General features: G+C 32.9%; 18 protein-coding genes and 6 tRNA genes. 2 read left to right on the top strand and 22 right to left on the bottom strand.

Annotated elements, in window-relative coordinates; translation table 4 throughout:
* Positions 1 to 6: 6 nt before the first annotated feature.
* The 18 genes from H6411_RS03320 to infC form a co-directional block, all read right to left on the bottom strand.
* Entirely contained in the window at positions 7 to 3,492 is a 3,486-nt protein-coding gene (locus H6411_RS03320; protein WP_216083222.1) for a coiled-coil domain-containing protein, read from the bottom strand.
* A 33-nt stretch (positions 3,493 to 3,525) separates the two neighbouring features.
* A complete protein-coding gene (locus tag H6411_RS03315) occupies positions 3,526 to 4,440 on the bottom strand; it encodes an energy-coupling factor transporter transmembrane component T (RefSeq protein WP_246307746.1) in 915 nt (304 codons plus the stop codon).
* A gap of 232 nt (positions 4,441 to 4,672) precedes the next feature.
* Positions 4,673 to 5,590: an ATP-binding cassette domain-containing protein gene (locus H6411_RS03310; RefSeq protein WP_216083220.1), complete on the bottom strand. Its 918-nt coding sequence runs from the start codon at positions 5,588 to 5,590 to the stop codon at positions 4,673 to 4,675.
* Positions 5,591 to 6,424, bottom strand: coding sequence for an energy-coupling factor transporter ATPase (locus tag H6411_RS03305; RefSeq protein ID WP_216083219.1), 834 nt, complete (start codon positions 6,422 to 6,424; stop codon positions 5,591 to 5,593). It lies immediately after the preceding gene.
* Positions 6,417 to 13,250: an ABC transporter permease gene (locus H6411_RS03300; protein ID WP_216083218.1), complete on the bottom strand. Its 6,834-nt coding sequence runs from the start codon at positions 13,248 to 13,250 to the stop codon at positions 6,417 to 6,419. The genes H6411_RS03305 and H6411_RS03300 overlap by 8 nt, the downstream gene beginning before the upstream one ends.
* A 24-nt stretch (positions 13,251 to 13,274) precedes the next feature.
* Positions 13,275 to 13,847 carry a hypothetical protein gene (locus tag H6411_RS03295; RefSeq protein ID WP_216083217.1) on the bottom strand — a complete coding sequence of 191 codons (573 nt, stop codon included), beginning with the start codon at positions 13,845 to 13,847 and terminating at the stop codon, positions 13,275 to 13,277.
* A gap of 356 nt (positions 13,848 to 14,203) precedes the next feature.
* Positions 14,204 to 15,052 (bottom strand): hypothetical protein, encoded by an 849-nt coding sequence (locus H6411_RS03290; protein ID WP_216083216.1) that lies wholly within the window; start codon positions 15,050 to 15,052, stop codon positions 14,204 to 14,206.
* Positions 15,053 to 15,135: 83 nt separating this feature from the next.
* Positions 15,136 to 15,209: transfer RNA gene (locus tag H6411_RS03285), tRNA-Gly, on the bottom strand.
* A gap of 5 nt (positions 15,210 to 15,214) precedes the next feature.
* A tRNA-Leu gene (locus H6411_RS03280) sits at positions 15,215 to 15,302 on the bottom strand.
* Positions 15,303 to 15,341: 39 nt separating this feature from the next.
* Positions 15,342 to 15,416 (bottom strand) — tRNA-Lys (locus tag H6411_RS03275).
* Between the two features lie 7 nt (positions 15,417 to 15,423).
* A tRNA-Gln gene (locus H6411_RS03270) sits at positions 15,424 to 15,498 on the bottom strand.
* Between the two features lie 4 nt (positions 15,499 to 15,502).
* Positions 15,503 to 15,588, bottom strand: a tRNA-Tyr gene (locus H6411_RS03265).
* A 56-nt stretch (positions 15,589 to 15,644) separates the two neighbouring features.
* Positions 15,645 to 16,370 carry a hypothetical protein gene (locus H6411_RS03260; protein WP_216083215.1) on the bottom strand — a complete coding sequence of 242 codons (726 nt, stop codon included), beginning with the start codon at positions 16,368 to 16,370 and terminating at the stop codon, positions 15,645 to 15,647.
* A complete protein-coding gene (locus H6411_RS03255) occupies positions 16,348 to 16,896 on the bottom strand; it encodes a translation elongation factor P (RefSeq protein WP_216083214.1) in 549 nt (182 codons plus the stop codon). The genes H6411_RS03260 and H6411_RS03255 overlap by 23 nt, the downstream gene beginning before the upstream one ends.
* A complete protein-coding gene (locus H6411_RS03250) occupies positions 16,897 to 17,424 on the bottom strand; it encodes a dUTP diphosphatase (protein ID WP_216083213.1) in 528 nt (175 codons plus the stop codon).
* On the bottom strand, positions 17,424 to 17,765 hold the full coding sequence (gene rplT, locus H6411_RS03245) for a 50S ribosomal protein L20 (protein WP_216083212.1): 342 nt from the start codon (positions 17,763 to 17,765) through the stop codon (positions 17,424 to 17,426). The genes H6411_RS03250 and rplT overlap by 1 nt, the downstream gene beginning before the upstream one ends.
* A gap of 3 nt (positions 17,766 to 17,768) precedes the next feature.
* The gene (rpmI, locus tag H6411_RS03240; protein WP_216083211.1) at positions 17,769 to 17,966 is read right to left on the bottom strand and encodes a 50S ribosomal protein L35; all 198 of its coding nucleotides are present in this window, start codon (positions 17,964 to 17,966) and stop codon (positions 17,769 to 17,771) included.
* 2 nt (positions 17,967 to 17,968) lie between these two features.
* Entirely contained in the window at positions 17,969 to 18,508 is a 540-nt protein-coding gene (gene infC, locus H6411_RS03235) for a translation initiation factor IF-3 (RefSeq protein ID WP_216083210.1), read from the bottom strand.
* Between the two features lie 46 nt (positions 18,509 to 18,554).
* On the opposite strand from infC, the gene H6411_RS03230 reads away from it, so the two are divergent.
* Positions 18,555 to 18,641 (top strand) — tRNA-Leu (locus H6411_RS03230).
* Here H6411_RS03230 and rpoE read toward each other — a convergent pair.
* The 4 genes from rpoE to glyA are packed head-to-tail and all read right to left on the bottom strand — an operon-like array spanning position 18,642 to position 23,044.
* Entirely contained in the window at positions 18,642 to 19,172 is a 531-nt protein-coding gene (gene rpoE / locus H6411_RS03225; protein ID WP_216083209.1) for a DNA-directed RNA polymerase subunit delta, read from the bottom strand.
* A 12-nt stretch (positions 19,173 to 19,184) separates the two neighbouring features.
* Positions 19,185 to 20,378, bottom strand: a complete 1,194-nt coding sequence (locus H6411_RS03220; protein WP_246307745.1) for an HD domain-containing protein — start codon at positions 20,376 to 20,378, stop codon at positions 19,185 to 19,187.
* Positions 20,371 to 21,831, bottom strand: a complete 1,461-nt coding sequence (gltX, locus tag H6411_RS03215) for a glutamate--tRNA ligase (RefSeq protein ID WP_216083208.1) — start codon at positions 21,829 to 21,831, stop codon at positions 20,371 to 20,373. The genes H6411_RS03220 and gltX overlap by 8 nt, the downstream gene beginning before the upstream one ends.
* Positions 21,824 to 23,044: a serine hydroxymethyltransferase gene (gene glyA / locus H6411_RS03210; protein WP_216083207.1), complete on the bottom strand. Its 1,221-nt coding sequence runs from the start codon at positions 23,042 to 23,044 to the stop codon at positions 21,824 to 21,826. The genes gltX and glyA overlap by 8 nt, the downstream gene beginning before the upstream one ends.
* Before the next feature lie 54 nt (positions 23,045 to 23,098).
* On the opposite strand from glyA, the gene ptsP reads away from it, so the two are divergent.
* Positions 23,099 to 24,826, top strand: a complete 1,728-nt coding sequence (ptsP, locus tag H6411_RS03205) for a phosphoenolpyruvate--protein phosphotransferase (RefSeq protein ID WP_216083206.1) — start codon at positions 23,099 to 23,101, stop codon at positions 24,824 to 24,826.
* The last annotated feature ends 254 nt before the right edge of the window (positions 24,827 to 25,080 follow it).

Below are 25,080 nucleotides of genomic sequence, written 5' to 3'. Positions count from 1 at the left end.
TAAATTTTATACGGTTGTAAAATCATCCTTCTCATCCTTATTTTTTGGACCATATATTCACCTGTTAATTCAATAGAAAAATCCTTGTTTCTTTTCCTTGTCTGTTACTGCTTTAACATCTGTTCCAGAAGGATATAGATCATCTCTATCATCTTCCAATTTGATTGCTAAAGATTTCTCAGTTTCAGCAAAAAGATCTTCTAGTTCTTTCTCTTTATCTGTCAAGAAATCTTTAGCTTGATTTACCTCTGTTTTTAATTCATCAAATGCAACCTCTCTATCCATCAAAGCCTGTTGTAACTGTGAAGTATTAGTTTCATGATAGTCCCTCAGAGACTTCATCTCATCTTCAATCTCAAGCAATTTCCCTCTCAGAATCTCAAGATCATATGTTTTGCTTTTCTCTTCTTGATATTTCTTCAAACTAATTTGAGCCCACTCTGTAATAGATGGTTTAGGTGGATTGCTCAATCCTCCCAATTTCTCCTCTCTCTCCTTGATATGTGATATGTACTCTGTATCAGAAAGAAGTTCCAACATCTTCTCATCTGGTTCATTGCGAGCCTCTTCAGATTCTCTTAAATCCAACTCATCTGATGCATCTTTGAACTGATCTTTATCTGGTTTAATAAAGAAGTCTTTGGCTGACATTATCTCTGTATTTCCATCTCGAACAAATCCATCATCTGTAAACACCATATTTGAATCTACCAAACGAACAGATCTAGTACTAAACAATTTCTGAGTTATTTCATATAAAGCCTCTTTGAATTCACCTCTTGAGTTAGAAATCAAGTAATTGTCACGTTTTCACATTTGCAACTCTCCATCTTCAATATCTTTGTATTTTTCTTCCTTCTCTAGACTAGTCAACACTTTTGAATTCTTATCTAAAGCTGCCATCTTAGTTGGGAATCTATTTCCAATATTTTTCAACTGCTCACTACGTAAAAAGTCTTTATGTCTCTTATACTCTTCAGCTTTCTTATCTATTTGTTCCTGTTTCATTTGCTCTGCGGCAAAAAGCTCTTGTTCAGGTGTAAGGTTTCTCCAAACTTGATCAATTATCAAGAAAGCATCATCATCCAATATCTTTGGATCAAGCCCTAACTTCGGATCCTTATGATTTGACAACTGAAAATTTTGTTCAGAAATAAACATAGCCTTCTTAGTTTCCTTAGACAACTTCAGACTTGCAGAATCAAGCTTTTCTAGATACCTATTATCCAATTCAGAAGGTTTAGGTGTATCCAACTCATATTGCATTGCTTTGAATTCCTTCTGAATCTCATTAAATACCCTTTTTCACTCCCTTTGTCTATCAACCGCTTCTTTCATTAACTTTCTCTGCAATTTGTAAATCTTTATTACCTGAGTAGCTGGAATAGGAGAAAAAGCCTGAATTATTCTTTCAGTTCTATCAAACATGTCTGCAACTACAGGCATACCCTCGTTTTCCCATTTTTGTCTTCATTTATGCAAACAGTGCTCTGCTAATCTATCGTTATCTGCGCAAGTTCTTGCAACTTCTAATTTGAAACTCTTAATTGAATCCTGAACATTTATGAAGAAATCATCATATTTTTTCTCTTTTCTATTAATAGCCAATCTCAATTGATAAAGACTCTTTCTAAACTGAATAGCATCGCGTTTAAGTTGTTTTTTCTTCTTGTTATGTTCAAATACAGAAGTCTCATAACTCTCGTACCTATCAAGTGTCTTAAGGTTATTTAAGTAATAATTAATTTTCTTTTTCTCTGCCTCTATATGTTTTTGGATATAAGCAGTGCTCTCCTGTATTGCTCCTAACTCCTTATAAACTTCTGTTCTATTTCTTCTCTCTAAACTCTCCTGATTTTCTTCCTGGAATTCTTTTAGTATCTCATCTTTCTCTAATTGAATTAATTTCTCTTCAAGATCCTTAGCATCCTCTATATCCTTCAGACGTTTAATCAATACATTCTCTATCTCCAGATGACTCTTATGAATAGAGTTAATTTCAAGGTTTAAATCAATTAATCTACTTGTTATCTTCTCGTAGTGCTTAGACATCATCTCTGGGTTACCCCTGATGTCTATTACTGATTTGTGCAGTATCTCATTTGCATTCTCTTCTATTGTCTTGATTGCCTCTGAATATCTATTTAAAGAAGCATTGGCGTTACCGATGCATTCTGATATCGCCTTCTGCTCTAAAACAAGTTCCTTATAACTAACGTCTTCTCTAGGATTTATCCCTCCTTTAATTAATCTAGACTCTAAATCTAATAATTGTTCTCGTATAGAAACCTTATGCTCTTCTAATTCAGTAATCTTGTTATTAATTCTCTCTACTACTGCTGCATGAAGATCCTTCAGATTCTCTTGAATTCCCTCTTTCTTAGAGAAAATAGGAGGTAAATCTTCTGAAGTCTTAGAAAGAGGAGCTAATTTCTTTTGTAATTCTCCTTCTGGAACCCTATAGTAATCTCTTAATTCTTTTCAGAATTCATCTGTTTCTTTAAAGTCCTTCTCTATTTCAAACCAGATACCAGTTGGCCTATCTAAATCTACAGGATAGAGATATTTTGTAGCTGGATCTATTGTCCTAAAGTAAGGATCTTGTCTTACAGTTTCAAAAGAAAATTTTCCATAGCTTTCTTCCTTCGCTTTTCTTAATTCTTGTTCTTCTCTCGCAACAGCCTCTTTTACTGATACAAATACAAAAGGATCTCTTTTTGGAAGAGGATTATCGTCACCTAAACTTTCGTAAGACTCGTCAAAATTAAAAATCTCAGGTCTAGTCTCATCTTTTGAATCGCTCTCCTGACTAGAGAAATAATCATCAGACTTAACTTCTTCATCTTGTAATGGCTTTAACTCTTCAGACGCTTCTTCTTGTTGTTGAGTCTGTAAAACATCAACTATCTCCTCCTGTTTTTCATCTAATTTTTCATCTAATTTTTCATCTAATGAATCCAAATTCTCAGGTTGACTTTTTACTTCCTCAGTTACTAATTGATCACTTAAATCCTCTTCTTTCTTATCAACATCAGGCAAATCAGTTACACGTATCTCCTCCCCAGTCATCAAAGGAGTAGGCTCCTTTTTCTTCTTCGGCTTACTTGTTTTTGTTTTTGGCTTTGATTTAGTTTTAGGAAGAGAAGAATAATCTGGTTCAAGATCAACAACAGAACCCTTGCCTCCTTCACTAACAAAATCAGATAGATCAAATAATTTCTTCGCTTCTCCTCTAACAATAAACCTATTAGTCTCTAAATCAAACTCGTAATCGCTCTCTAACTTATCCTCTAGAACCTTAAATAAGAAGTAAACCTCATCTTTTTTGAACTCTACCAGTTGAAAATGAGAATGCTCAAAGTTAAGTGTTTTGTAAATAGTAGCTCCTAAAAGCGAAACTTCATCTGGCCCTAACTTGAATACACAATTATCCGCCTCTTCAAAAATTTTCTGATGAATTCAAGATTTAAATTTGATACTTTTAGTGGCCATTATCGCTTTTTATGCTTAACTAAATAAATTTTATTATCGAGCAATCATCACAAGTTGTTCTGGTGTCATAAATAAACCTAAATAGTATGAATGAAAATAGAAATAGTAAAGTATTGAAATAAAAAACATAGAAGCAAATAGAACCATCAACTCCCACATACGAACTATGTGAAGCCTAAATGAATTTCTTGGATGATTGTGATTATACCCACGAGCAGTCATTGCTTCTGATAATTCTCCTGCTTTTATAAATGAAATTACAAATAATGGCACAAAAAGAGAAAGTAATGCAGAAGCCTTATCTCTTAATTTTCCATTTTGATAATCAATTCCCCTAGAAGCCTGCGCCTTAATAATTCTCAAAGCTTCCATAATCAATGAAGGAACAAATCTAATAGAAATTGCAACAGCTAAAGCCATAACTTTTGTTGGTAACTTAAATACTTTCAGAGGTCTAAAGAAATCCTCTAAAGCATATGCAAAAGAACTAAAGGACATAGTAATGGTAAATATAGAAGACAACAAAATAATAAGAATTAACTTATTTGATAAAGAAAAAGCATGAACAATCTGGTAACTAGAAATGGTATACCAAGCTGGAGCAAATGCTGCATACTTTTCTTTCCCACTACCATCTGAAATTCTAAAAATATTCCATTTACTTGAAGAAGTTAAATTCTGAAACAAACTATCATCCGCAGAACTTCCGGAAGAACCATGACTATGATTACTTTTACATTCACTAGCAAAACCTAAATACTTCTCTACGCACTTAACACTATCGTCATCACCTACTCATAAATTTCCATCTTTACTCTTCAATATTTCTCCACCTATAAACCAGCCATGTTTCAACTTTTCATCATGATTAGCGCTAGTGCTGGCTATCCCCAAAACATCATGAAACTTATCTCCAAAAGTACCTAATCAGAACCCAGGAGTCTTCATAAAGAAAAAATTAACCGTAAACAAAAATAAAAATAGAACAAAGTAAATAGGCGCAACCTTTCTAACTATTCTCCAACAATCACTTTTCCAAACTATTAACCAAGAAAAAAGAAGTAAAAAAAACTGCACTAAGAAAGAAATTCTCAGGAATAAAAGAAAAACAATTGATAGAAATACTATGAATTTAACTAGAGGGTTTAAGTTGTGTACAAGAGTGTTCTTAGGAACAAAGCTATTTTCTAAGAACATCAGCTATTGATAGGGATAACTCCTCAAAATTCTTAGGCTCATAATCTCAAAGAGCTTCAAAAGCAGGATTCTCTTTAACTAACTTATCAATAAACTTGATAATTTTAGGCACTCCAAGATCCAACCTTGAATCTCTAAATATAGTATAGGGAGTTCCGTGCATTATCAACTTTCCTTTATCCAAAACCAACACTTCATCCCCTAACTCCAAAAGTAAATCAATATTATTAGAAATTACTATTATTGTTTTCCCTTGCTTTCTCAAATTCTCTATCATCTCCACTATCTTCGCGGAAGAAAAAGGATCCAAACCTAATATAGGTTCATCAAAAATTATTATTTCTGGATCTATAACCAATATCCCAGCTAAAGCGATTTTCTTCTTCTGGCCACCAGACAATAAAAAGGGATTCCTTCCAAAAAACTCTTCAGATATACCTAACTCCAACAATTTAGATTTACTCTTCTCCTCTGGAGAAATATCTCCTGTAACCCTCAACATCTTCAAACCACAACACACATCCTCCAATACTGTCTCCTTAAATAACTGATACTCTGGATTCTGCAAAACCATGCCTGTAGTCTTCCTAATCTCTCTAAAGTTAGCAATCTTCTTATTGAATTTGTATATATTCTCTCCATTAAATAAATAGATATTCGCAGTAGGAGACTTAAGTAAACCATTAAAGTGAGCAGCTAAGACAGATTTGCCAGATCCAGACTTACCAAGAAATGCATAAATCTTATTTTTCTTAAATGAAAAAGAAAAAGAATCTATTACCTTATATTCCCCGTAGTGATAATTAATATCCTGCACTTCTATTGCAGAATCTGGCTTTATCTTATATTCCAGTATTCTTTTACGCTCTTTATATTTATCTATTAACCATCTATAATTCATTTATTTTTTTAATTGAGATAACAACTTAATCAACTCATCTTCATCATCAAAACGAGATATATTCACACCCTTCTCTCTTAAAGAATTAGCTAAACAATGTATAAAGGGCAAATCTAAATTAGAAGATTTCATCAACTCAACATCATTCAATAACTTTTTAGGTGTTGTATGAGCCAATACTCTTCCTTCTTTTAACAAAACTATCTCATCTGCAAGTAATAATTCTTCCATATCATGAGTAATAGAAATAACAGTCTTATTTTCTCTTTTCACTAATGTCTGCATAACATCCAATATCTCTTTCTTAGATCAAGTATCCAACATTGAAGTTGACTCATCAAAAATTATTATTTCCGGATTTAAAGCCAAAATAGAAGCTATAGCTACTTTCTGTTTCTGGCCTCCTGATAAAAAAGAAGAATTTACATTTAAATAAGACTCAATATTCAAAAATTTAGATACCTGATTAATTATCTTTCTAGAAAGAGCTTTAGGTACATTTCTATTCTCTAATCCAAAAGCAATATCATCCTCAGCAGTTAAACCTATAAATTGCGAATCAGGATTCTGAAAAACCAAACCTACTTTATGGAGTATCTTTCTATAATTAGAATCATTTAACTCTATATCCGACACCTTTATAGTTCCTGATCAAGCTTTAAATATACCTATCAATAACTTAGAAAGAGTAGATTTGCCAGATCCATTATGACCCAATATACATATGTACTTATTAAAAGGTAATTGTATATTTAAGTCCTTAAGAATAGGCTTTCCTTTGTCATAACCAAAAGTCAGATCAGTAATCTCTACTGAATACCTCTTACTACTCATTTAGACTCTTCATAGCTACAGGTAGATACATACCTTTTATTTTCCTCATAGAAGTTCAATAGGAGAAACCAAACATACCTAACAACAATGCAAAAGATAATAGAGCATAATCAAATCTTAAATATATAGGCAAGTAAATACTTAGTGTTTTAAACATTCCGTCCACATAAACAGACAATAATAGAGAAGAGATAGGAACCGCAACAAATATAGAGAATCCTAGTATTAATCCTAAGTAAAGTAATATAGTTATTGAGTTTTCAACATGAGTAAACCCTAAAAGATTCAAGATAGTCAATAGATTTTTTAAATCTTCAATAATTAGAGTAGTAATAATCAATAATGTACATATCAATAAAGGAGTAAATACAGAAATAAATAAATTTATTACTGACAATACTAAGTCAGATACAGTACTAAACACAAAATCATTAAATAAACTCGCATTTTCAAGAGCAATTATTGAAGAATTAATAGAGTAATTAGAACCATAAACTTGTTCAAGAACATTAGCTATCTGATCTGATCTGCCAAATTGTTCATCAGATAAACCAGCCTTCAACTGAATCCATTTATGGTTTTTTGGTTGATGTAAAAAGTGTGAAGATCAATCAGAATCTAGAATTAAACCAGCATTAGAATCCAAGAAACTCAAGAATGCAGGTGATGATTTATTTATTTTTTGTTTTGCATATATACCAGAACTACTGTAACCAGATACAGCCTTAATCAGCTGCATAGGTAGATTATCTACACTGCTTGTTTGTTTATTAGTGTAAATTCCGTTATACCCATAATCAGGATCCAGCCCTATTATTTCATTAGCATGTTTCTGACTAATGTAGAAAGAATCGTTGTAATAAGAATCGTATATATCAACTACTCTTAACTTAACTTTTTTGTGAGAGTTATCTCCTTGCATTCTCTTCACAAATCTATCAATAGTATTAACGATAGATACTTCCAGTGTTGAACCTAGAGTTGCATACAATTTCTTGGCAGTAAAGTGGTTAATAATCACTGGATATGATCCATCATCAAATTTATTGGCATACAGTTTGTGATTTATATTTTTTCCATCTTTATTTAATTTCACATAAGAACCTCTCGGATCCTGTTTAAGTCCTATTATTTTTGATAATTTATTACTTCCAGAAAATAGAACATTCAAATATGTATATGTTTGATCGCCATTAGGGGTTTTTTCATATTCCTCATTGCTTACATCTTTATATTCAGAAGTTAATCCTTTTTTAAGAGCGGAATCTGCTGCTGCATCTCCGCTAATACTTCATTCTTCAAAAGGTTTTGAGTAATCAGGTGTATAAACGTTTTGATGGAATGAAATCTTCATTGGTGCTATCTCAGGTTTTAAGAAGTGTTCATCCTTAGATAGAGCAAAGAATAAATACAAGAAGTCTGGTCTGAAGATAATGAATCTCTCAGGATGTTTTGTGCTATTTGAATCCGGATCTTTAGGCTTTGCGCTTCCTAATTGATCAATTGATTTCAACTTGTCATAGAAATAAATAATCTTTTCTGCGTCGAATCAATATAGACCTTCTTCTATTTGGCTTTTATTCTCTTTTGCAACAATTGAATTAGTTACCTTCCAAGTAGGTTTTTGATAGTAAAGTTTTCCTGGTGCATGATTTATATTATGGTTTGCTGCCTCGTGCTTAGTCATAAATCTATTAACAAAGAAAGCTCCATATCTAGACTTAATAATCTCATTAATGTAATTTACATAGTTAGATTCCATAGCTGACATAAGCTCTGTAGAGTATTTAGAAAAGAATTCACTAAATTCATTTCATGGGTTAACTCTCAAAGTTTTTCCAAACAACTGTAGAGTTCAGTCATGGTTAAACAACATTGGCATAATTACTTTGTTTCTGAAGAAAACAGGATTATCAATAACAGATTTCAAATCCTGATATGAGAACAATCAGTAATTGGCCTGATCTTTAAATAGTCTTCTTAGAGTTGGATGGTCATGTGTTTGATCTTGGCCTCCGCTATTTCCATTTTTAAAACTCAAGAAGTCTTCTCCTTTTTTTGTTGGTTTGCCATCTGATCCTCCATTTTTTGTCTTCACTTGAGCTCCATTAGCTCCATTTTTCTTCCAGAAAGTGTAGGATTGCAAACCTCCATCAAGTTTTTCAACATTAGCATTTGTAATTTTTAATTCCTTATTATTTTTGTAATAGTCAATTAAAGGTTTAAATAACGGTTCATTTCCATACTTAATCATTTCATATTCTTTATCACCATTTCCTCCTGCATTAGATTTTCCATTAGCAGCGCTTTTCTTCCTCAACTCATTCTTAATAGGAACATAATCCCCCAAATATTTAAGTTCTTTTGCGTTTGCATCACTGTCATCTACTTTAAATTTCCTATTATCTTCACTATTGGATGTCCCGTCCCCTGCAAGAAATTTCTTTCTAGAACTATAAAAGACTTTTGTTGAATCTACATCCGGAATAGGAAGATTCATCTCTGATCTAGTGAAATACTCAGATAAATCTTTTTGGCAATCAATTTCTACATTTTCTTTCTTAGTCAAAGAATTACCAAACATATAAACGTTGTATGGAGTCTTATTAAATACATGAGCAGGATAGTTAAAGTCAAATGTTCCTAATTTTTTGTACCAATCATTCATCTTCAACTTATCTGAACAAGTTGTATAAAAACTCTCTAAATCCTTAGGAATATAAGCAGAATAAAGACCACTAGCTACTAACTCAGGATTATCTTTATTGAATTTAATTTCCTCAACACCTCATTCTCCTTTTGTTGTTTTCTGATAAGGAACTTTCTTGCTGTGAGGAATACGGTTCATGAAACTATCACCTAAATTTGTGTAACTAGACAAATGAGGTTGTCCAGATTGAATAGAAGGAGTTTCTAAAGCAATATCAAATCCATAATCTTTAGTTGCCAACTCAAAGTTACTTACAGCTTGGAATTGACCCAAATTATTGAATAAGAAACTACTGAAAACAAATAGAAATACAGTTGCAGAGGAAAGAATCAATCCTCTATTAATAGTGTTCATAATCACTGAAGCTCTAAATTTCCACAATGAAGAAGCATTCTTAAATAATTTGTAGATAAGCTCAGTAGCTTTGTTATGTTTGAAAGCAACATTTACTTTCATCAATTGACTCACATCATCCTTCATCATTCAATAAGCTGAAATTCAAGATAAAGGTGCCAATGTACCTAGAGTGATCAACACGTAATACAACATGGTTGATAAATTGAAACCACTAAATACAGGTTTCAAATATCAAATATCTGAAACCATAGAGAATAGAGTTGGTTGCAGTCCTAAAGCTACAAAATAACCAAACAATGAACCGATCAATGCCGGAATAAGAATGAATGAGAAAGAATTAAGGATAATTTGTTTTCTAGTAATTCCGTTAGCTACGAATATCCCAAAGATATTGATTGATGAAGCAATATATTTCTTAATCAATACTCATACAGTAAAGAAGATTATTACTCCCATGAAAGCTAACAAAGTTCATGAGATAGCATGGGTAGCTCCCAAGAAATAATCTACGTAATTACTTCTTAAGAAAACAAGTTTCAGAGAATCAGCATCTTTAACTGTAAATAAGTCAAATTCAGTATTTACAACCTCGCCTGCATTTCCTCCCAACAAGAATTGGGTCATAAAGTTCTCAAGTTGAGATTTATATTCCTTCTCGATTGATAAGTCCTTAACTATTTGTGGATAAGAAAGAGACAAATAGTATTCATCCCAAGCAGATAATGAGTTGTATTTAACGTTTCTATAACCAAACTTATCTACAAAAATAAGAGCCTCTTTTTCCTTATTAGGAACTAGATTTAAGAACGAATGAGTAGGCAATAGCATGTCAGGGGAGATCCCTGTTCCTACAACTATTAACTTATTCCCGTTTACATTTACGATACTGTCATGATTTGCTGGATTCATGACAAAAGTTGAATACTCCTTCTCTCATTCCTCCTGAGTAGTATCTCCGCTCTCTACTATCTTTTTGAACTTAGCATATTGCTGATTAGAAATAGGTTTAATTCCATTTTTAGCTGCATAATCAGGAGAGATAATGGTAAAGTATGCAGAGAACTGATCGATGTAAGCGGGACTCTGAAGAGACATAACATCAGAGTGAACATCGAAAGTTCTTAAAAAATAAATTGTTTCAAAATTACTTAAACTAAAAAATAGTTTTGAGCCCTGTGTAACTATATTTCTAGAGCTCTGAATAACTGAGTCATAGATTCTTCTGTATGCTTCTAAATCTTCATAAGTAATCCAAGCTTTATTCTCTCAAGTCTCATCTCTTTCATTTCCAAAGTATTGGAAATATCTGGTAAATAATCTCTTATGTTTAGGGTTAGAAAACTTAGCTCTAGAAAGTAACTTAAATGCTGGCAGAAGTTTTCTTGTTATTATGTAATGTTTATTTGGTTCAGTCTCTAACTCAGCTATCTTTTTAAAATCAACAACATTATCAATAGATGCATCAAATAAAGGATTTCCTGAAATAACTTTGATCCTATTAACATAAGCATCATCCTTTCTTTCCTGAGAAATTATCTTAAAAGCATGATTCTTTTTAGAAGGATCATTTAATTTGGAAGAAGTAGAAGAAGAATTGAATACTACTAAAGATTTATGGTAGTTAACAGAAGGAGAATAGTCATTTTCCTCATAGGTTGAAGAGAAATTATCGGAAGCTTTCTGAGGCAAGAAAGTAGATATTGAGCTATATTTAACGTTTGAATCATTTAAATCCTGAATTCTCTTTCTATTTTTCTCTTGTAAATTTGGATCGTAATTAAAGTTCTGTAACAAAAATGTAAGAGTAAATATCTCATGCTCGCTTATAAATTTCTTAATTGTTTTTAGGTTTTCAATTTCAACAGAGGTCAAATAGTGACTAAGTGACTTAAAAATAACCCTTTCAACTAGTTGTTCATAAACAGTCTTAAAATCATCTGGATATGTTCTATAGTACTCATAATTATCGCCTGTTTTTTGGAAAGGTTTTTTACCATTGTTGTTTCCTGTTGATGCAGTTGAAAATTTTTTATGAGAATCTTTATTAAAAGAGGGAATGAATTTCTCTCCATTAGTTTTAGAAGGTTGCCGGTATTCTCCTTTTATTCAAGAACCAAAAACACTCTTAACTGCTTTAACTAATGTGTCGCTATCCTGATAACCTAAGTTTGAACACTGGTCACCATTTTGAGTGCAAAACTCTGTATCTCCGTTTCCATTATCTGAAGATTTAAATTCCTGAAATTCATCTCCTGCTTTTTTGATAGTTTCATTTTTAGGAGTTAGTTCATTTATTTTTTTATTTGCCTCTAAAACAGAAAACAAATAACTAGCAGCATCGGTAGGCTTTTTATCTTTTTCGCCCCGCTTTCCATCTACTCCCTCTTGAAACTTTTCAAAAATATTTCAATCACTTAATCCTTTCGCATTTTCATCTAAACTTTCAACTATCTTTTCTAAATTGTTCTTTATTTCACCGCTTCATTTCAATTTTTCAATTAAATTCTCTACTCTATCTCCCTTACTCAAAATATCTCACAGAACCAACTTCAACAACAAGATAGAAGTCTCTTTATAGGTCATCCCAGGAATCATGGGCAACCAAAAAGAAAATTCATTTAAAGCATCATTAAAAGACGTCAGATAGAACTTAAGATTTAGAGTCTCAAATTCATTGCTGTTAACAAAAGAATTAACACTTTGCCTAGTTCCTTCGTCTAATCTATAAAAAATTTCCCTAGATTTCATATTTTGAACAAGTTGCTTGAACTTCTTGGAAATATCCTTTCCTGCCAAGTTGTTCTTAAAGGGCAATCTAAATGCAAGGAAAAAATCAGATTCAAATAAATGCATGAATGTTCACTTTCCCCCAATTTGATTCTTCCAAAATCTTTTAGGATTGAAAGCGCTCAGTTTTCTATGCACTTCTGCTATCTCATCTGCTTCTAGAACATCTGCTTTCTCATCAACGCCGTTGCTTTTTTCATCCGTTGCATTAATTGTTTGACCCCCATTATCATTCTTCAAAGTAGACTTTGCGATTCCCTGTTGATAGTAACCATAAACAGAAAAAAGAAAAGAACTAAAGTAAGGATAATGATACCTATCAAAAGAACCGTCAAAACAACCTGAATTTATTTGTTGAGATGAAAAAGGAGTTTCAAGATCAAAAATATCCCATGATTGTGATGGACCTTGAACAGGATTAAAAGTAGAGTTGTTTCTGTCTAATCACTGAATCTCTCTCGAATATTCAGAAACAAAACTAGATGAAGATGAACAAACAAGTAATCAGTTATTGTAGGAATACTTAGCAAAAGCCTCTGAGTGAGGAATAGTAAAAACTAGCTTTGCTGTCTGAGATAATTTATCATTTCCAGATATTTGAACGCCTCCTGAAGAACCCTCTTGACTAGATTTAGTCTGAGCATCCTTAGTCTTAACCCACCCGTTCTCCTTATTACTATCAAAAGACCACTTATATCCTCACTTAGGTGTAAAAGCAACCTTTGATAGTTCAGTCTCAAAAGTAGGATTTACCTTAAGTTCCTGAGATGGTTTAAATAACTTACTAAGTAAAACCAGATCATGAGGATTACTATCGTAATTAATCTCATGAAAACCCTTATTTAAGTTAGAAGAAAGTAAATCTACTGAAGATAATACGGAAGTGCCGAAAGCAACGAAAAAACCTAATACTGATACTACTGCTAAATTCTTTTTTACATGTATCAGAGTGGTCTTAAAAAGAAAACCCACAATGAACTATAGAAATTTAAAAAACTATCTTAATCTTGTTTTAGGGCCCAAGTGCATGAACATTATCACTATTCTTAAGACATGTGCGGCTATCTGCAAAAGTTGGAATGTTATTTCGAAAGTAAAGTAATTCTCTCATCTTTTTCTTTCAAAAGGATCTTCGTAGTTTATGTAATGAGCAACTGTTTTCATCCTATAAACAGTCAACACAGGAGAGAAGAACAATAGAACTGAAACCAAAAGGAAAAGAACAATATGAAGAACTCCACTTAGACTTAAACCCAAGAAAGCTACTAGAACTGTAACAACAAACAAAGCAATATAAAGCAGATAACAGAAATTTAAAAATCTATTAAGAGTCATAACAGTTCTTCTACTTGAAATGAAGAAAGCCATAGCTGCAGGAATTAAGTAAACGAAGCAAGTAACTCCAAATACAGCAAGAATAGTCAACAAAACATGCTGTTGAGTTTTGCCCATAGCTTCTGAGCCCAATAAAACATGACCCAGAACACCTGAAAGGCCTAAGAAAATAAGAACAAAGGTAGAGAATAAAGTCATGTAAGCAGTCATGACAAAGGAGGTAGGAACTCTCAAGGGATTATTCCTATACTTAAGAGCAAAGAAACTTAGGGGAAAGTAACAAAGAATGCCTAGAAAAGTAAGAATTAAATAAACAGCTGGAGAACTTCCAAGTATCTTAAAGACTATTCAATGAACACAAGAAATAAAAATCCCAAACAGAAGGAAATATAAAGCAGAATAAGAGAAAGTTCTGATAAGGAAACGTACTTCAGATTGTTCTAGAGGACTCCTAAGGTGATTACGGAAACTTCTGTAACTAAAAGAAAACATAAATCTCTGATAAGAATTTTACTTTTTTATCATACACAAAAGAACTATCTGAAAATTATTGCATTTATACCCAATCCCAAAACAAGCAAAAATGTTAGTTAAGCTCTACTTGCCCCAGCAAAAATTCTCACAACAATAGAAAGAAGTCTACAAACTAACCAAAGCAAACCTCAAAGATTCTCGAAAACAAAGAACTTGTGTCATCTCTCAACCTCATAAGAATTTTCATAGTCAATGTATTGAACAGTAGCTTTCATTCTGAAAATACTTCTAACAACCATTGCTCCCCAGAAAAATCATGTAAGAAGAAAAGCAACTAGAAAAGAAGCAAGAATTGTTCAAACTAAAAGAAGAGCACTTGAGAGAAGCAAGGCAATAGCAATAGCGGCAGCAGCAAAAACAAATAAACCCAATCAAGCAAAAAAACATCTTCAAAGAAGCTTACCAACACTGATAATAGAAGATCTCTTAGACATTCTCATTCCAATAGAAACAGGAATCATATAAACCAAGAAAGCTAACCCAAACACAGCCATAACCATCAACATCATGTAGAAATTAGCCAAGGCTAACCCTCCTACATGTTTGGCAATGATAGAAGACAAATACATGGCAGAAAAAACGCATGCACTTGTATAAGAAAGAAATAAGACAAAATAAGAAGTAGAAATAAAACTATCAGAAACCGATACAGGATCCTTCTGGTATTTTCAATACTTTCATCACAAAACAAAGTTTGACAAAAACCCTACTATTCCAACACACAAAATAAATAAGATTGCTGCCTCTCCAAACGCAACAAGGAGAAGAGAAGCTAACCCAGAAACAAAAAATCCAAATAGAAAGAAATATAAAGCAGTTCTCTTAAACGTATCAACAATAAACCCAACTTCTCTTTCGCCTAAACCAGCACCTAGATTCTCCTTAATGGACTCTAAAGAAAACACGAGAAATCTTTTAAAGCTTAAATAATAACAGTCTTAAAGGTTCATTTCGAAAAAATCAACAAATGCAGAAAAAATAAATAACATGGAGCGGCCAATGGGAATCAAACCCACATCGATAGCTTGGAAGGCTATTGTTCTATCATTAAACTATGGCCGCTTATATGGTGCTGGAAGAGAGACTCGAACTCTCACGAAGCAAAGCTTCACAGGATCTTAAGTCCTGGGCGTCTACCTATTCCGCCACTCCAGCACTAAAAACAAACAACATCTATATTTTTAAATTAAAAACTGGTGACTCGCCTGGGATTCGAACCCAGGACCCTTCGCTTAAAAGGCGAATGCTCTACCGCTGAGCTAGCAAGTCGAAAAAATGGCTGGGCTAGATGGATTCGAACCATCGCATCATAGAGTCAAAGTCTAGTGCCTTACCGCTTGGCTACAGCCCAACACTGGTGGGCAGGGAGGGATTCGAACCCCCGAAACCATAAGGTGTCTGATCTACAGTCAGAAGCGTTTAGCCACTTCGCTACCTACCCTGGAATACTAATTTAAATAATAATATATTACAAACAAATTACAGATAACTTTAGAGTTATTTTTTCTTCTGGTTTTTCCTGTTTGTAACAACATTTTGAGCTTCTTTTTCTAGTTTTAAAAATGCATTATCTATAGTTTCCAACAAAGCGCAGCTCTTAAATAAGACCAAATTAGAGGTCTTTATTAACTCTCCAGAAAAATATCAAATCCTATCATTATCCATTTGTCTCAGGCAATAAATTGGCATGATCGAAATATGACTAGCTTTAATCTTCTCCATTGAATTAGGATGTCTCGCTAAAAAGCTTCTTTCTATAAATAAAGACCTCTTGTTTGACAATGCCCTATCTAAATCACTTTCTCCATAGAAAGTATCTATAAAGTCCCAGAAAACAGGCAAATTATTGTCTTTCTTCTTATCGATAAACAAATCATTAAGTAGAAACTTAGGATAGGGATGTTCTTGATATTTAACTATGTAATTCATCAAACCTATAGAATACCAATCCAGAATATCGTTAACTACAAAAATGATCTGTTGCTTTGCTATCTTCTTTTTAAAAACGAAAGAATACTCTAATTTTTTTCTAAATAACTGACTCTTATATAAAGCTAAAAACTTAGTATACCTACTCTCTTCGCTATCATCAGAAGCCCCTACAACATAGTTCTTCGAAATCCTCTTTAACTTAAAGAGCTTAAAAAAATACCTAAATAAACTAAAGGGTAATCCGAATAGCCTTAAATAAAAATACCTATTATCTCGATCTATATTTGCCATCTGAAGTAGAAACAGAAATCTTCTCTCCTACTTCACAAAACTTAGGAACAGCAACAACTAATCCAGTGCTAGTAATTGCCTTCTTCTGTTCTGTAGCTGGCAAATCATCATCAAACCTATCTATAGTCAGAGTAACTATCTCAGGAAGATTTATAAATAAAACTTCTCCATCTCACATACTCAAAATAACTTCCAATCCATCTTCAAGATACTTCATTTCTTCCTTAAAGTCATCTCCATTAACCTCTATATCCACATAAGTATCCTTATCTAAAAAATGAAGTATTCCATTATCTTCATATGAATAAATAACCTCTACCTTCTCTATTACTGCTTTCTCAAACTTGCTTCCAGAAAAATCCTCAATAGTTATAGATTTAGTCTTTAAACATTTAACTTTGCATTTAACTATTCCTCCCCTCATAGCTGTCTTATTAAAAGAATGATCAAGAACTAAATACAACTCTCCCTTCCAAATAATTGTCTGACCTCTTCTAAGATCTATTGCCTGTATATACTCTGCCATCTAATATCCGCTTCTTTGTCTCTCTCAATTCACATTCCTTTTATCTAAAAAAGATTTCATGATCTTATCTCAAGAAAAACCAAGATAACTAGATAAGTCAATGAATTTTTGAACTCAACTTCTAAAAGAAGACTCCATATCTGCTGCGCAAGAACTATCAAAACATATAACAGAACTTAAATCTTTATGCAACATAAGAAAAAAATCAGTCAAAAACTCCTTATCTTTTTTATTTGCCGGTTCTCTAACTCCTATCCCATCCAAACTGAAACCTCTTTCCTGAAAGATAGAAAGAACAAAATGTAAGACATCCGCATACTCAGACAATACTTTCTCCTCATCTCATCCCTTTTCAGATCAAAACTTAAACACTTTAGTTTCATTAGATAACTCACTTAACTCAACTATCAAAGACAAAAGTCTTTTTTTAGAAGTATCCTGATAAGTTAAACCCTTATTCTTAAAAACAAAAAGATCTAACTCCTTTTGAGCATTTAATAAATCTGCTCAGTCAATTAATGCGCCCACTATTTGACCAGTCCGCAAAGATTCTTAAATTGATCAGGATTGTGAATTGCCATTTCAGAAAGCATCTTTCTATTTAAGCCTACGTTATTTTTCTTCATAGCCTCCATAAATCTAGAGTAAGTAACACCATTTAATCTAGCAGCTGCGTTGATCCTAAGGATTCACAATCTTCTGAAATCTCTCTTTCTTTGTTTTCTAGAAATAAAAGCATATTGCGCTGATCTAACTAAAGATTGTCTAGCAGTTCTATAAGAGACATGCCTATGACCTCAATATCCCTCAGCCCTCTTAACTATTTTTTTTCTTCTTTGTCTTGTCTTATAACCTCCAGGTACTCGCATTATCTAACGTTGAAGCAATTGATAAGCTCTTTTCATTTGTGGTTTATTAAGAATAGCAGAACTCCTAGCATGTCTTTTCTGTTTAGTAGTTTTATTAGAAGCCAAGTGGGATCTATGTGAATGCTTTCTCTTAAGCTTACCATTGCCCAAAACTAAGAATCTTTTAGCAAAGGCTTTCTTTGTTTTAATTTTATTTTTCATATCTATTTTTTACCAGTTGGAAAGAAATATGTCGCATATTGAATTTTACTAATCTTCTTTAACGCTTCTTTAGGCTTTCCATATTCTTCAACTAATTTAGTAAAAGAATCATAAACCTCATTTATAAGATCTAGTCTTTCTGACATACGCCCAGGAGCTTTAACTACAAATTGAACTTTATCGCCTAATTTAAATCACTCAATCGCTTTATCAGCTTTTCAACCAATATCGTGTGCGCTTATCTGAGGTTTAACAGTTACTGATTTAACTTTAATGGTATGTTTCTTATTACCTGACTTTTGCTTTTTAAGTTCATACAAAAACTTTCCGTAATCAAGTATTTTTACGATAGGAGTGTCTGCTTTATCGTTAATCAAAACTAAATCTAGATTTTTTTGTTTTGCTAAATCAAGCGCTTCTTCAATAGTTACAACTTTATTTTCCCCATCAGGAATTACCAACAATACAGGAGAACAAGTAATTCTTTCATTTATCTGATGCAACGGTTTCTCTGGATCTCTGTTAAATCTATCAAAAGCCATGCTTAAAAATTCTAAAAAACAGTAAAATTCTAATTGTTACCTATATGCCCGGGTGGCGGAACTGGTAGACGCAGCAGACTCAAAATCTGCCAATAGCAATATTGTGGGGGTTCGATTCCCCCCTTGGGCACCACTATTCTTCCTCGCTTTCAAATAATTCATCTTTTTCAATCCTATTACTTGCTCCATCTTCAGCCTCTTCATCGCTTGTCTCCTCTTCCTCAGAAGAATCCTCTTCTGGATCAAATGATGCAGTCTCATCACTAGGAATAATTTCAACTTCTTTATTCTTATTTTTCACTGAAGTTATATAAGCTTCATATTCTTCCTCAAAAACAGCATCATCTGAGAAGATAGTTTTTTCCAGTTTCTTAATTTCATTAAGAGGAACAAACTCTCTCAACTTTCAATTATTAAACCCATAAATTGTGAACCTAGGGTCTAATATCAGCTCTGTGTAAAAATAACCTATTCAGTCCTCAACTTTTTCCTTAGAAAACCTCTCAGCAGACTTCCAAACCTTACTCCATATTTCAGAAAAAGAAAAGAACTGATTCTGAAACTGCTCTTTAGCTATACCGTAAGCAATATCAACAAGTTCAGTAACGTGTAAAACTTGAACTGGTTCTCTCTTAACGTCTTCTGCGCTATTATCCAATGACATACTTTATTTATTTTAAATAAGAATAGGTGTTAACCTCTTATTATATGGATCTCATATATTTACTTTTATAAATTTATCACCCTTCTTCTTTTCTTGTTTAACTAAAGTTGCTTCGTCGAGAGGGACTTTTTCCACTTCGATATCTCTAGCAGAAATTGGATTACCCTTTTCATCTAATCAAATTCCAAATAAAAGACCAAGATATATTCTTGCCTCATCAAACATAATTCCATCAATTAAAGCAGATTGCAAAAAGATCAAAAATCTTTCATCATCCAAATCCAAAAAGTCTTCCAATGGTCAATTTTCATCAGGCATCAAAAACATAAATAAATACTTCTGAAAAGAAGGTTTAGATTTATAGTGATCTATATGAGTAACCAAAAAATTACAAATCTTTGTAATCAAATTTTCATACACTCTAAACACAGCATTGTTGTACAGATCTTCATACATATGCTTCCTAGACAATGCAAAATGTTCCAAACTATTCATAATTTTCTTTCTAAAACCAAAACTTCCATTCTGAATAGTAGATCACTTAATAAATAAATCTACATCTATATTGTTCCCGTACCTAACTCCAGAAAAATAAGAATCTCTAACTAAGTAGTCCATCCTGTCAACATCCACATCAGAGGAAATCAACTCAGTTATCCACTTATATTCACTACTCTTATCCAATACCTTGACTATCTCTCTGGCATAGAAATCTTCATCTAAACCATCATGCAATGACTTCTCTCTTAATAACTTATTTATCTTTGTTTCAGGAGAAGTAATAATCCTAATTCCCATTCTTTCATGCTCAAAATTTTTAATGGCATACTCAAAAGCATGAGATAAAGGTCCATGACCTATATCATGCAATATTGCTGCTCCTAAAGCAATATTTATCTCCTTAAAGTTCTTTTCCTTATCTAACTCTCCCTCAGATATGAAATGCTTAATAAACCTATTACACAACTCATAAACTCCTAAAGAATGAGTAAACCTTGTATGTAAAGCAGAAGAAAAGTTATAGAAATTCAAAGACATTTGTTTAAGTCTGTGTAATCTCTGAAACTCAAGAGTATCCACCAATTGATAGAGCCAAGTTTGTTCTCTGTCAAAATGAATAGACCTGTATATGGGATCCTTTATGAAATGAGACTGATCTTTTTTTATTGCAAGATGAGGTATATGAAAACCTAATAATTTATTCACTTTTTACGGCTTCTAGAGATTCAACTAAGTTCTTAATAACAGTATCTCTTCCCAAACATTCCAAAACATTAGACAATTCAAAACCTTCTTCTTTGAAAGAGCAAGCGACTCTTAGAGGTTTAAAAAAATCTTTGCCTTTTATTCCACTAACTTGAGACAACTGTTTCAGATAATTCCTTATAGTCGTTTGGTTTCAGTCCTCTTCTACTCTTGGAAAATTATCATACGCCAGACTGACTACTTTTTTACCTTTCTTCAAAATATCTATTAAATCAGGAGTCAATTTTCCAGGAGTATAAAACTCCAAAGCCAACTCATTCAACTGAGAACCGTAATAAATATTCTTTTTATTTGCCAAAGCAAATAACTTTTTCTTTTGTTCATACTCTCCTAAATCCACAGTAAATATAGGAATCAAGTAATTTAAGTAATAATCTTGTGTCATTCCTTGTATGTATTTATGATTAATCCAATTCAATTTCTCAATATCAAAAAAAGCTGGAGATTTACTTACAGAACTAATATCAAACAACTTAATTAACTCCTCATGACTAAATATTTCCTGTTCTCCATGCGACCAACCTAAAAGCGCTAAAAAATTAACAATAGCTTCAGGAAGATAGCCCTTACTTATTAACCCAGATACAAAATTAAACTCATCTTCAGATCTCTTAGACATTTTTTTTCTATCCTTATCCACAATAATTGAAAGGTGCCCAAAATTTGGAATTCCATCCACAAAACCAAGCGCATGATATGTAGCCAATTGATAAGGAGTGTTTGCAATATGTTCTTCTCCCCTTAAAACACAAGTAATTCCCATATCAAAATCATCTACAGTTACTGTGAAGTTATATGTTGGACTCTTATCAGATCTCATAATCACATAATCACTCATAGAGTACTCAGGCACTGAAATATTTCCCCTTATCAAATCATTCCACTCATACTTCTCCAGAATATCTACCTTCAATCTAATAGTGTATGGTTTCTTATCCGCCAAATTTTTCTGTATTTCTTCTTCAGACAAGAACCTACACTTTCTTGAATAAATCGGAGTTGAATTATTAGCTAATGCCGCCTGTCTAGATTCTTCCAATTTATGCCCAGTACAAAAACATCTGTATGCCTTTCCTTCTTTTAGAAGCTTGTCTGCTAACTCATGATACCTATTCAACTTCTGAGATTGAAGATAAGGCCCTCTAGATCCTGGAACACTAAATGATTCATCAGGAAATATATTTAAAGCCTTCAGATCATTCTCAATTGCTATATGCCCATCTGTAATATTCCTTGCTTTATCGGTATCCTCTATTCTTAAGATAAACTTCCCGTCATTTTTCTTTGCATATAAATAATTAAATAAAGCAGTTCTAGCCCCTCCAACATGTAATGAACCAGTAGGAGACGGAGCATATCTAGTACACACCGTCTTATTATCGTTATTAGTCACTATCTATACATCTATTTATTCTCCAATTCTTTAAATACTCCTTTGCTTTTAACGCAACTTCTGTTTTCTTACTAGACAGAACTTTAAAAATCTGATTAACCAATCACTCCACTTCCTCGATTGAGGGTTTTAAAGTAGTTAAAAAAAGCGTTCCAATTCTAACACCGGAAGTTATAAAAGGGCTTTCGGTATCAAAGGGGAGTAGATTTGGATTAGTAATATATCCTGCCTTTTCTAAAAGTTTAGAAGCTTCTAAACCTGTAAGGCCAAAAGATTTTTTAGTATTTACCAAAAAAAAGTGAGTTTGAGTTCCTATTACGGCTGCCCCCAATTCTTTTAGCTTATTCATCATTATTCTAGCATTCATCAGTACATCTGACATATATTGAAAATAATCAGAACTCAGAGATTTCTTTATAGCAATGGTATTGATAGCTATAGTAGAAGGATTCATGCCTCCTTGAGTTCCAGGAAATACTGATTTATTTATACGTTCAGTTAAATCTTCATCATTCCAAAATATTAGAGCTCCTCGAGTACCTCTTAATTGTTTATGTGTAGTGCACATTGCAACATGTGCATGAGGAAAACAATGATTATGCAATCCAGTTGCTACAAATCCAGATAAATGACAAATATCTGCCAATAAATAAGCGCCAACTTCATCTGCAATCTTTCTAAAAGACTCAAAGCAAATCTCAAAAGGATAACTGGATGCTCCTGCAATTATTAACTTAGGCTTTACAGACAAAGCAATATCCCTAATAGATGAATAATCCAATTTAAGTGTTTCTTTGTCCACTGTATAAGTCTCCACCTTATAGTAATGCGTAACAAACGAAACTTTAGAAGAATGAGTCAAATGTCCTCCAGAGGACATATCCATGCTAAGGATAGTATCCCCGGGCTTCAACAAAGCCTTATATATGGATAAATTAGCTATAGAGCCAGAAAAAGATTGAACATTGGCATACTTACAACTAAATAGTTTCTTTGTAGACTCAATTGCTTCACTCTCAATCAAATCTATATATTCGCACCCTGCATAAAACCTTTTCCCTGGATACCCTTCACAATACTTATTAGAAAGAGGAAAACTAGCAATTTCTAAGGCTTCTGGGTATACAGAATTCTCAGAAGCAATTAAGCTCAAAGTTTCCTCTTGTCTCTTTTTTTCTAATACCGCGAGTTTCAGTATCTCAGAATTTTCCAATAATTTAAAATTAAGCTTTTATTATTTAAATAAATATTACTTCTTAATAAATAGGTGTCCAAACAATTTAAAGGAATTGGTGTAGGAGATGGTGTTGGAATAGGAAAAGTTTTCTTATTACAGGATCCCGAGTTCAACTACAAAGAAGAGTCAACTGATCAGAGCAAAGAATGAGACTATTTTCTTTCGTGTCAACAAGAAGTAATTTCTCAAATAGAAGGGTTAATTAAGATTGCTACAGAAAAAATCTCTCCGGAAAAAGGAGAAATATTTCAAGCGCATCTAGAAATAGCTAAAGACGAACAAATTCACGAGGAAATAAAAAAATTAATTAATGAAGGTAAGAGCGCTGCTTGATCAGTAAACGAAGTATTCAACAAATATCAGATGATATTTGAAGGAATGGAAGATGATTATTTCAAAGAAAGAGCCAGCGACATCAAAGATTTAAAGAGAAGATTTTTAGCATGCGTATGCCAAGTTAAGTTGCCTGATCTTCTTCTAATACAAGAGGAAAGCATCATAATTGCTCACGACCTAAGTCCTAGTGAGACAGCGATGCTTAACAAAAAATACATAAAAGGTTTTGCAACCAACATTGGAGGTGCAACATCCCACTCTGCAATCATGGCCAAAACATTAGAAATTCCGGCCATTGTATCTTTAAAAAACATAACTAATTCCGTGAAAGAAGGAGAAATAATAGCTATAGACGCAAGAGAAGGAATAGTAGAAACAGACCTAAGTCCTGAGGAAATTAACAATTGAGAACAGAAAAGAGAAGATGCAGAAGAAAGCAAAAAAGAATTAGAGAAATTCAAAACCGGAGAATGCATTATGAAAGATGGAACCAAAATTCCATTAAGGGGAAATATAGGACAACCTAAAGATCTAAAAAAAGTAATCGAATATGGAGGTAAAGGAGTTGGTTTATTCAGAAGCGAATTCCTTTACATGGAATCACAAGATTGGCCAACTGAAGAAGAGCAATATCAAGCATACAGTGAAGTTCTAGAAAAAAATCAAGGAGAGCCAATAACGATCAGAACATTAGACATAGGAGGAGACAAACACCTAAACTACTTCACTTTCCCAAAAGAAATGAATCCTTTCCTGGGATATAGAGCTTTAAGGCTTAGCCTAGACAAGAGGGAAATTTTCAAAACCCAACTGAGAGCTTTGCTTAGAGCAAGCGAGAAAGGAAAACTAAAAATTATGTTTCCTATGGTCGCAACTGTAGATGAATTTACAAAGGCAAAAGCAATAACAAAAGAAGTTGAGGAGGAATTAATAAAAGAAGGTAAAGCAGTTTCCAAAGATTATCAAATCGGAATGATGGTGGAAATACCAAGTACCGCTGTAATATCCAAAGCTTTTGCTAAGGAAGCAGATTTCTTTTCTGTAGGAAGTAACGATTTAATTCAATATACTCACGCTGCAGACAGAATGTCCGAGGAAGTGAACTACTTATATCAACCAAATAATCCAAGTATCTTGACATTAATTAAGTACACAGTAGAAGGGGCAAGAAAATACTCAAGAGAGGTAAGCGTATGTGGAGAAATGGCAAGCAATCCTATTTCTGCAATAATACTAGTAGGTCTAGGAATAAATTCTTTATCCATGAGCGCTACAGCTATTCCAAGCATTAAGAGAGTTCTTAGCCAATTAAATCTAGAAGAATGTAGAGATATAGCAATGGAGTGCGTAGATTTCTCTACAGAAGAAGAAGTATTGAATTACGTAAAAAGTTATCTAGCGCAACAAAATATTAGATACTAAGAAACATATAATCTATTGTCTCGCCAGAAAAAATAGGGTTAGGTTTCCTTCTAAAAAATAAACGAAACCTTATTTTCTCCCAAACTTCCTAATTTTTGAGCCCAAAAAAAATCGAAATCAAAAGAAAGGTGTATAAGGGGGGGGTTGAATATGGAAAAGACTGGATGAAGTCGTTCAATTCATCAGAGGCTTTAGTTTTGACGATAAAAAATACACAAGTTCAGGTTACCCAATAGTAAAGGTACTAAATATCC

This window comes from Candidatus Mycoplasma haematohominis (genome assembly GCF_902712995.1).
GTDB classification, from domain to species: domain Bacteria; phylum Bacillota_I; class Bacilli_A; order Mycoplasmatales; family Mycoplasmoidaceae; genus Eperythrozoon_B; species Eperythrozoon_B haematohominis.
This window is presented reverse-complemented; position numbering and strand designations above follow the sequence as displayed.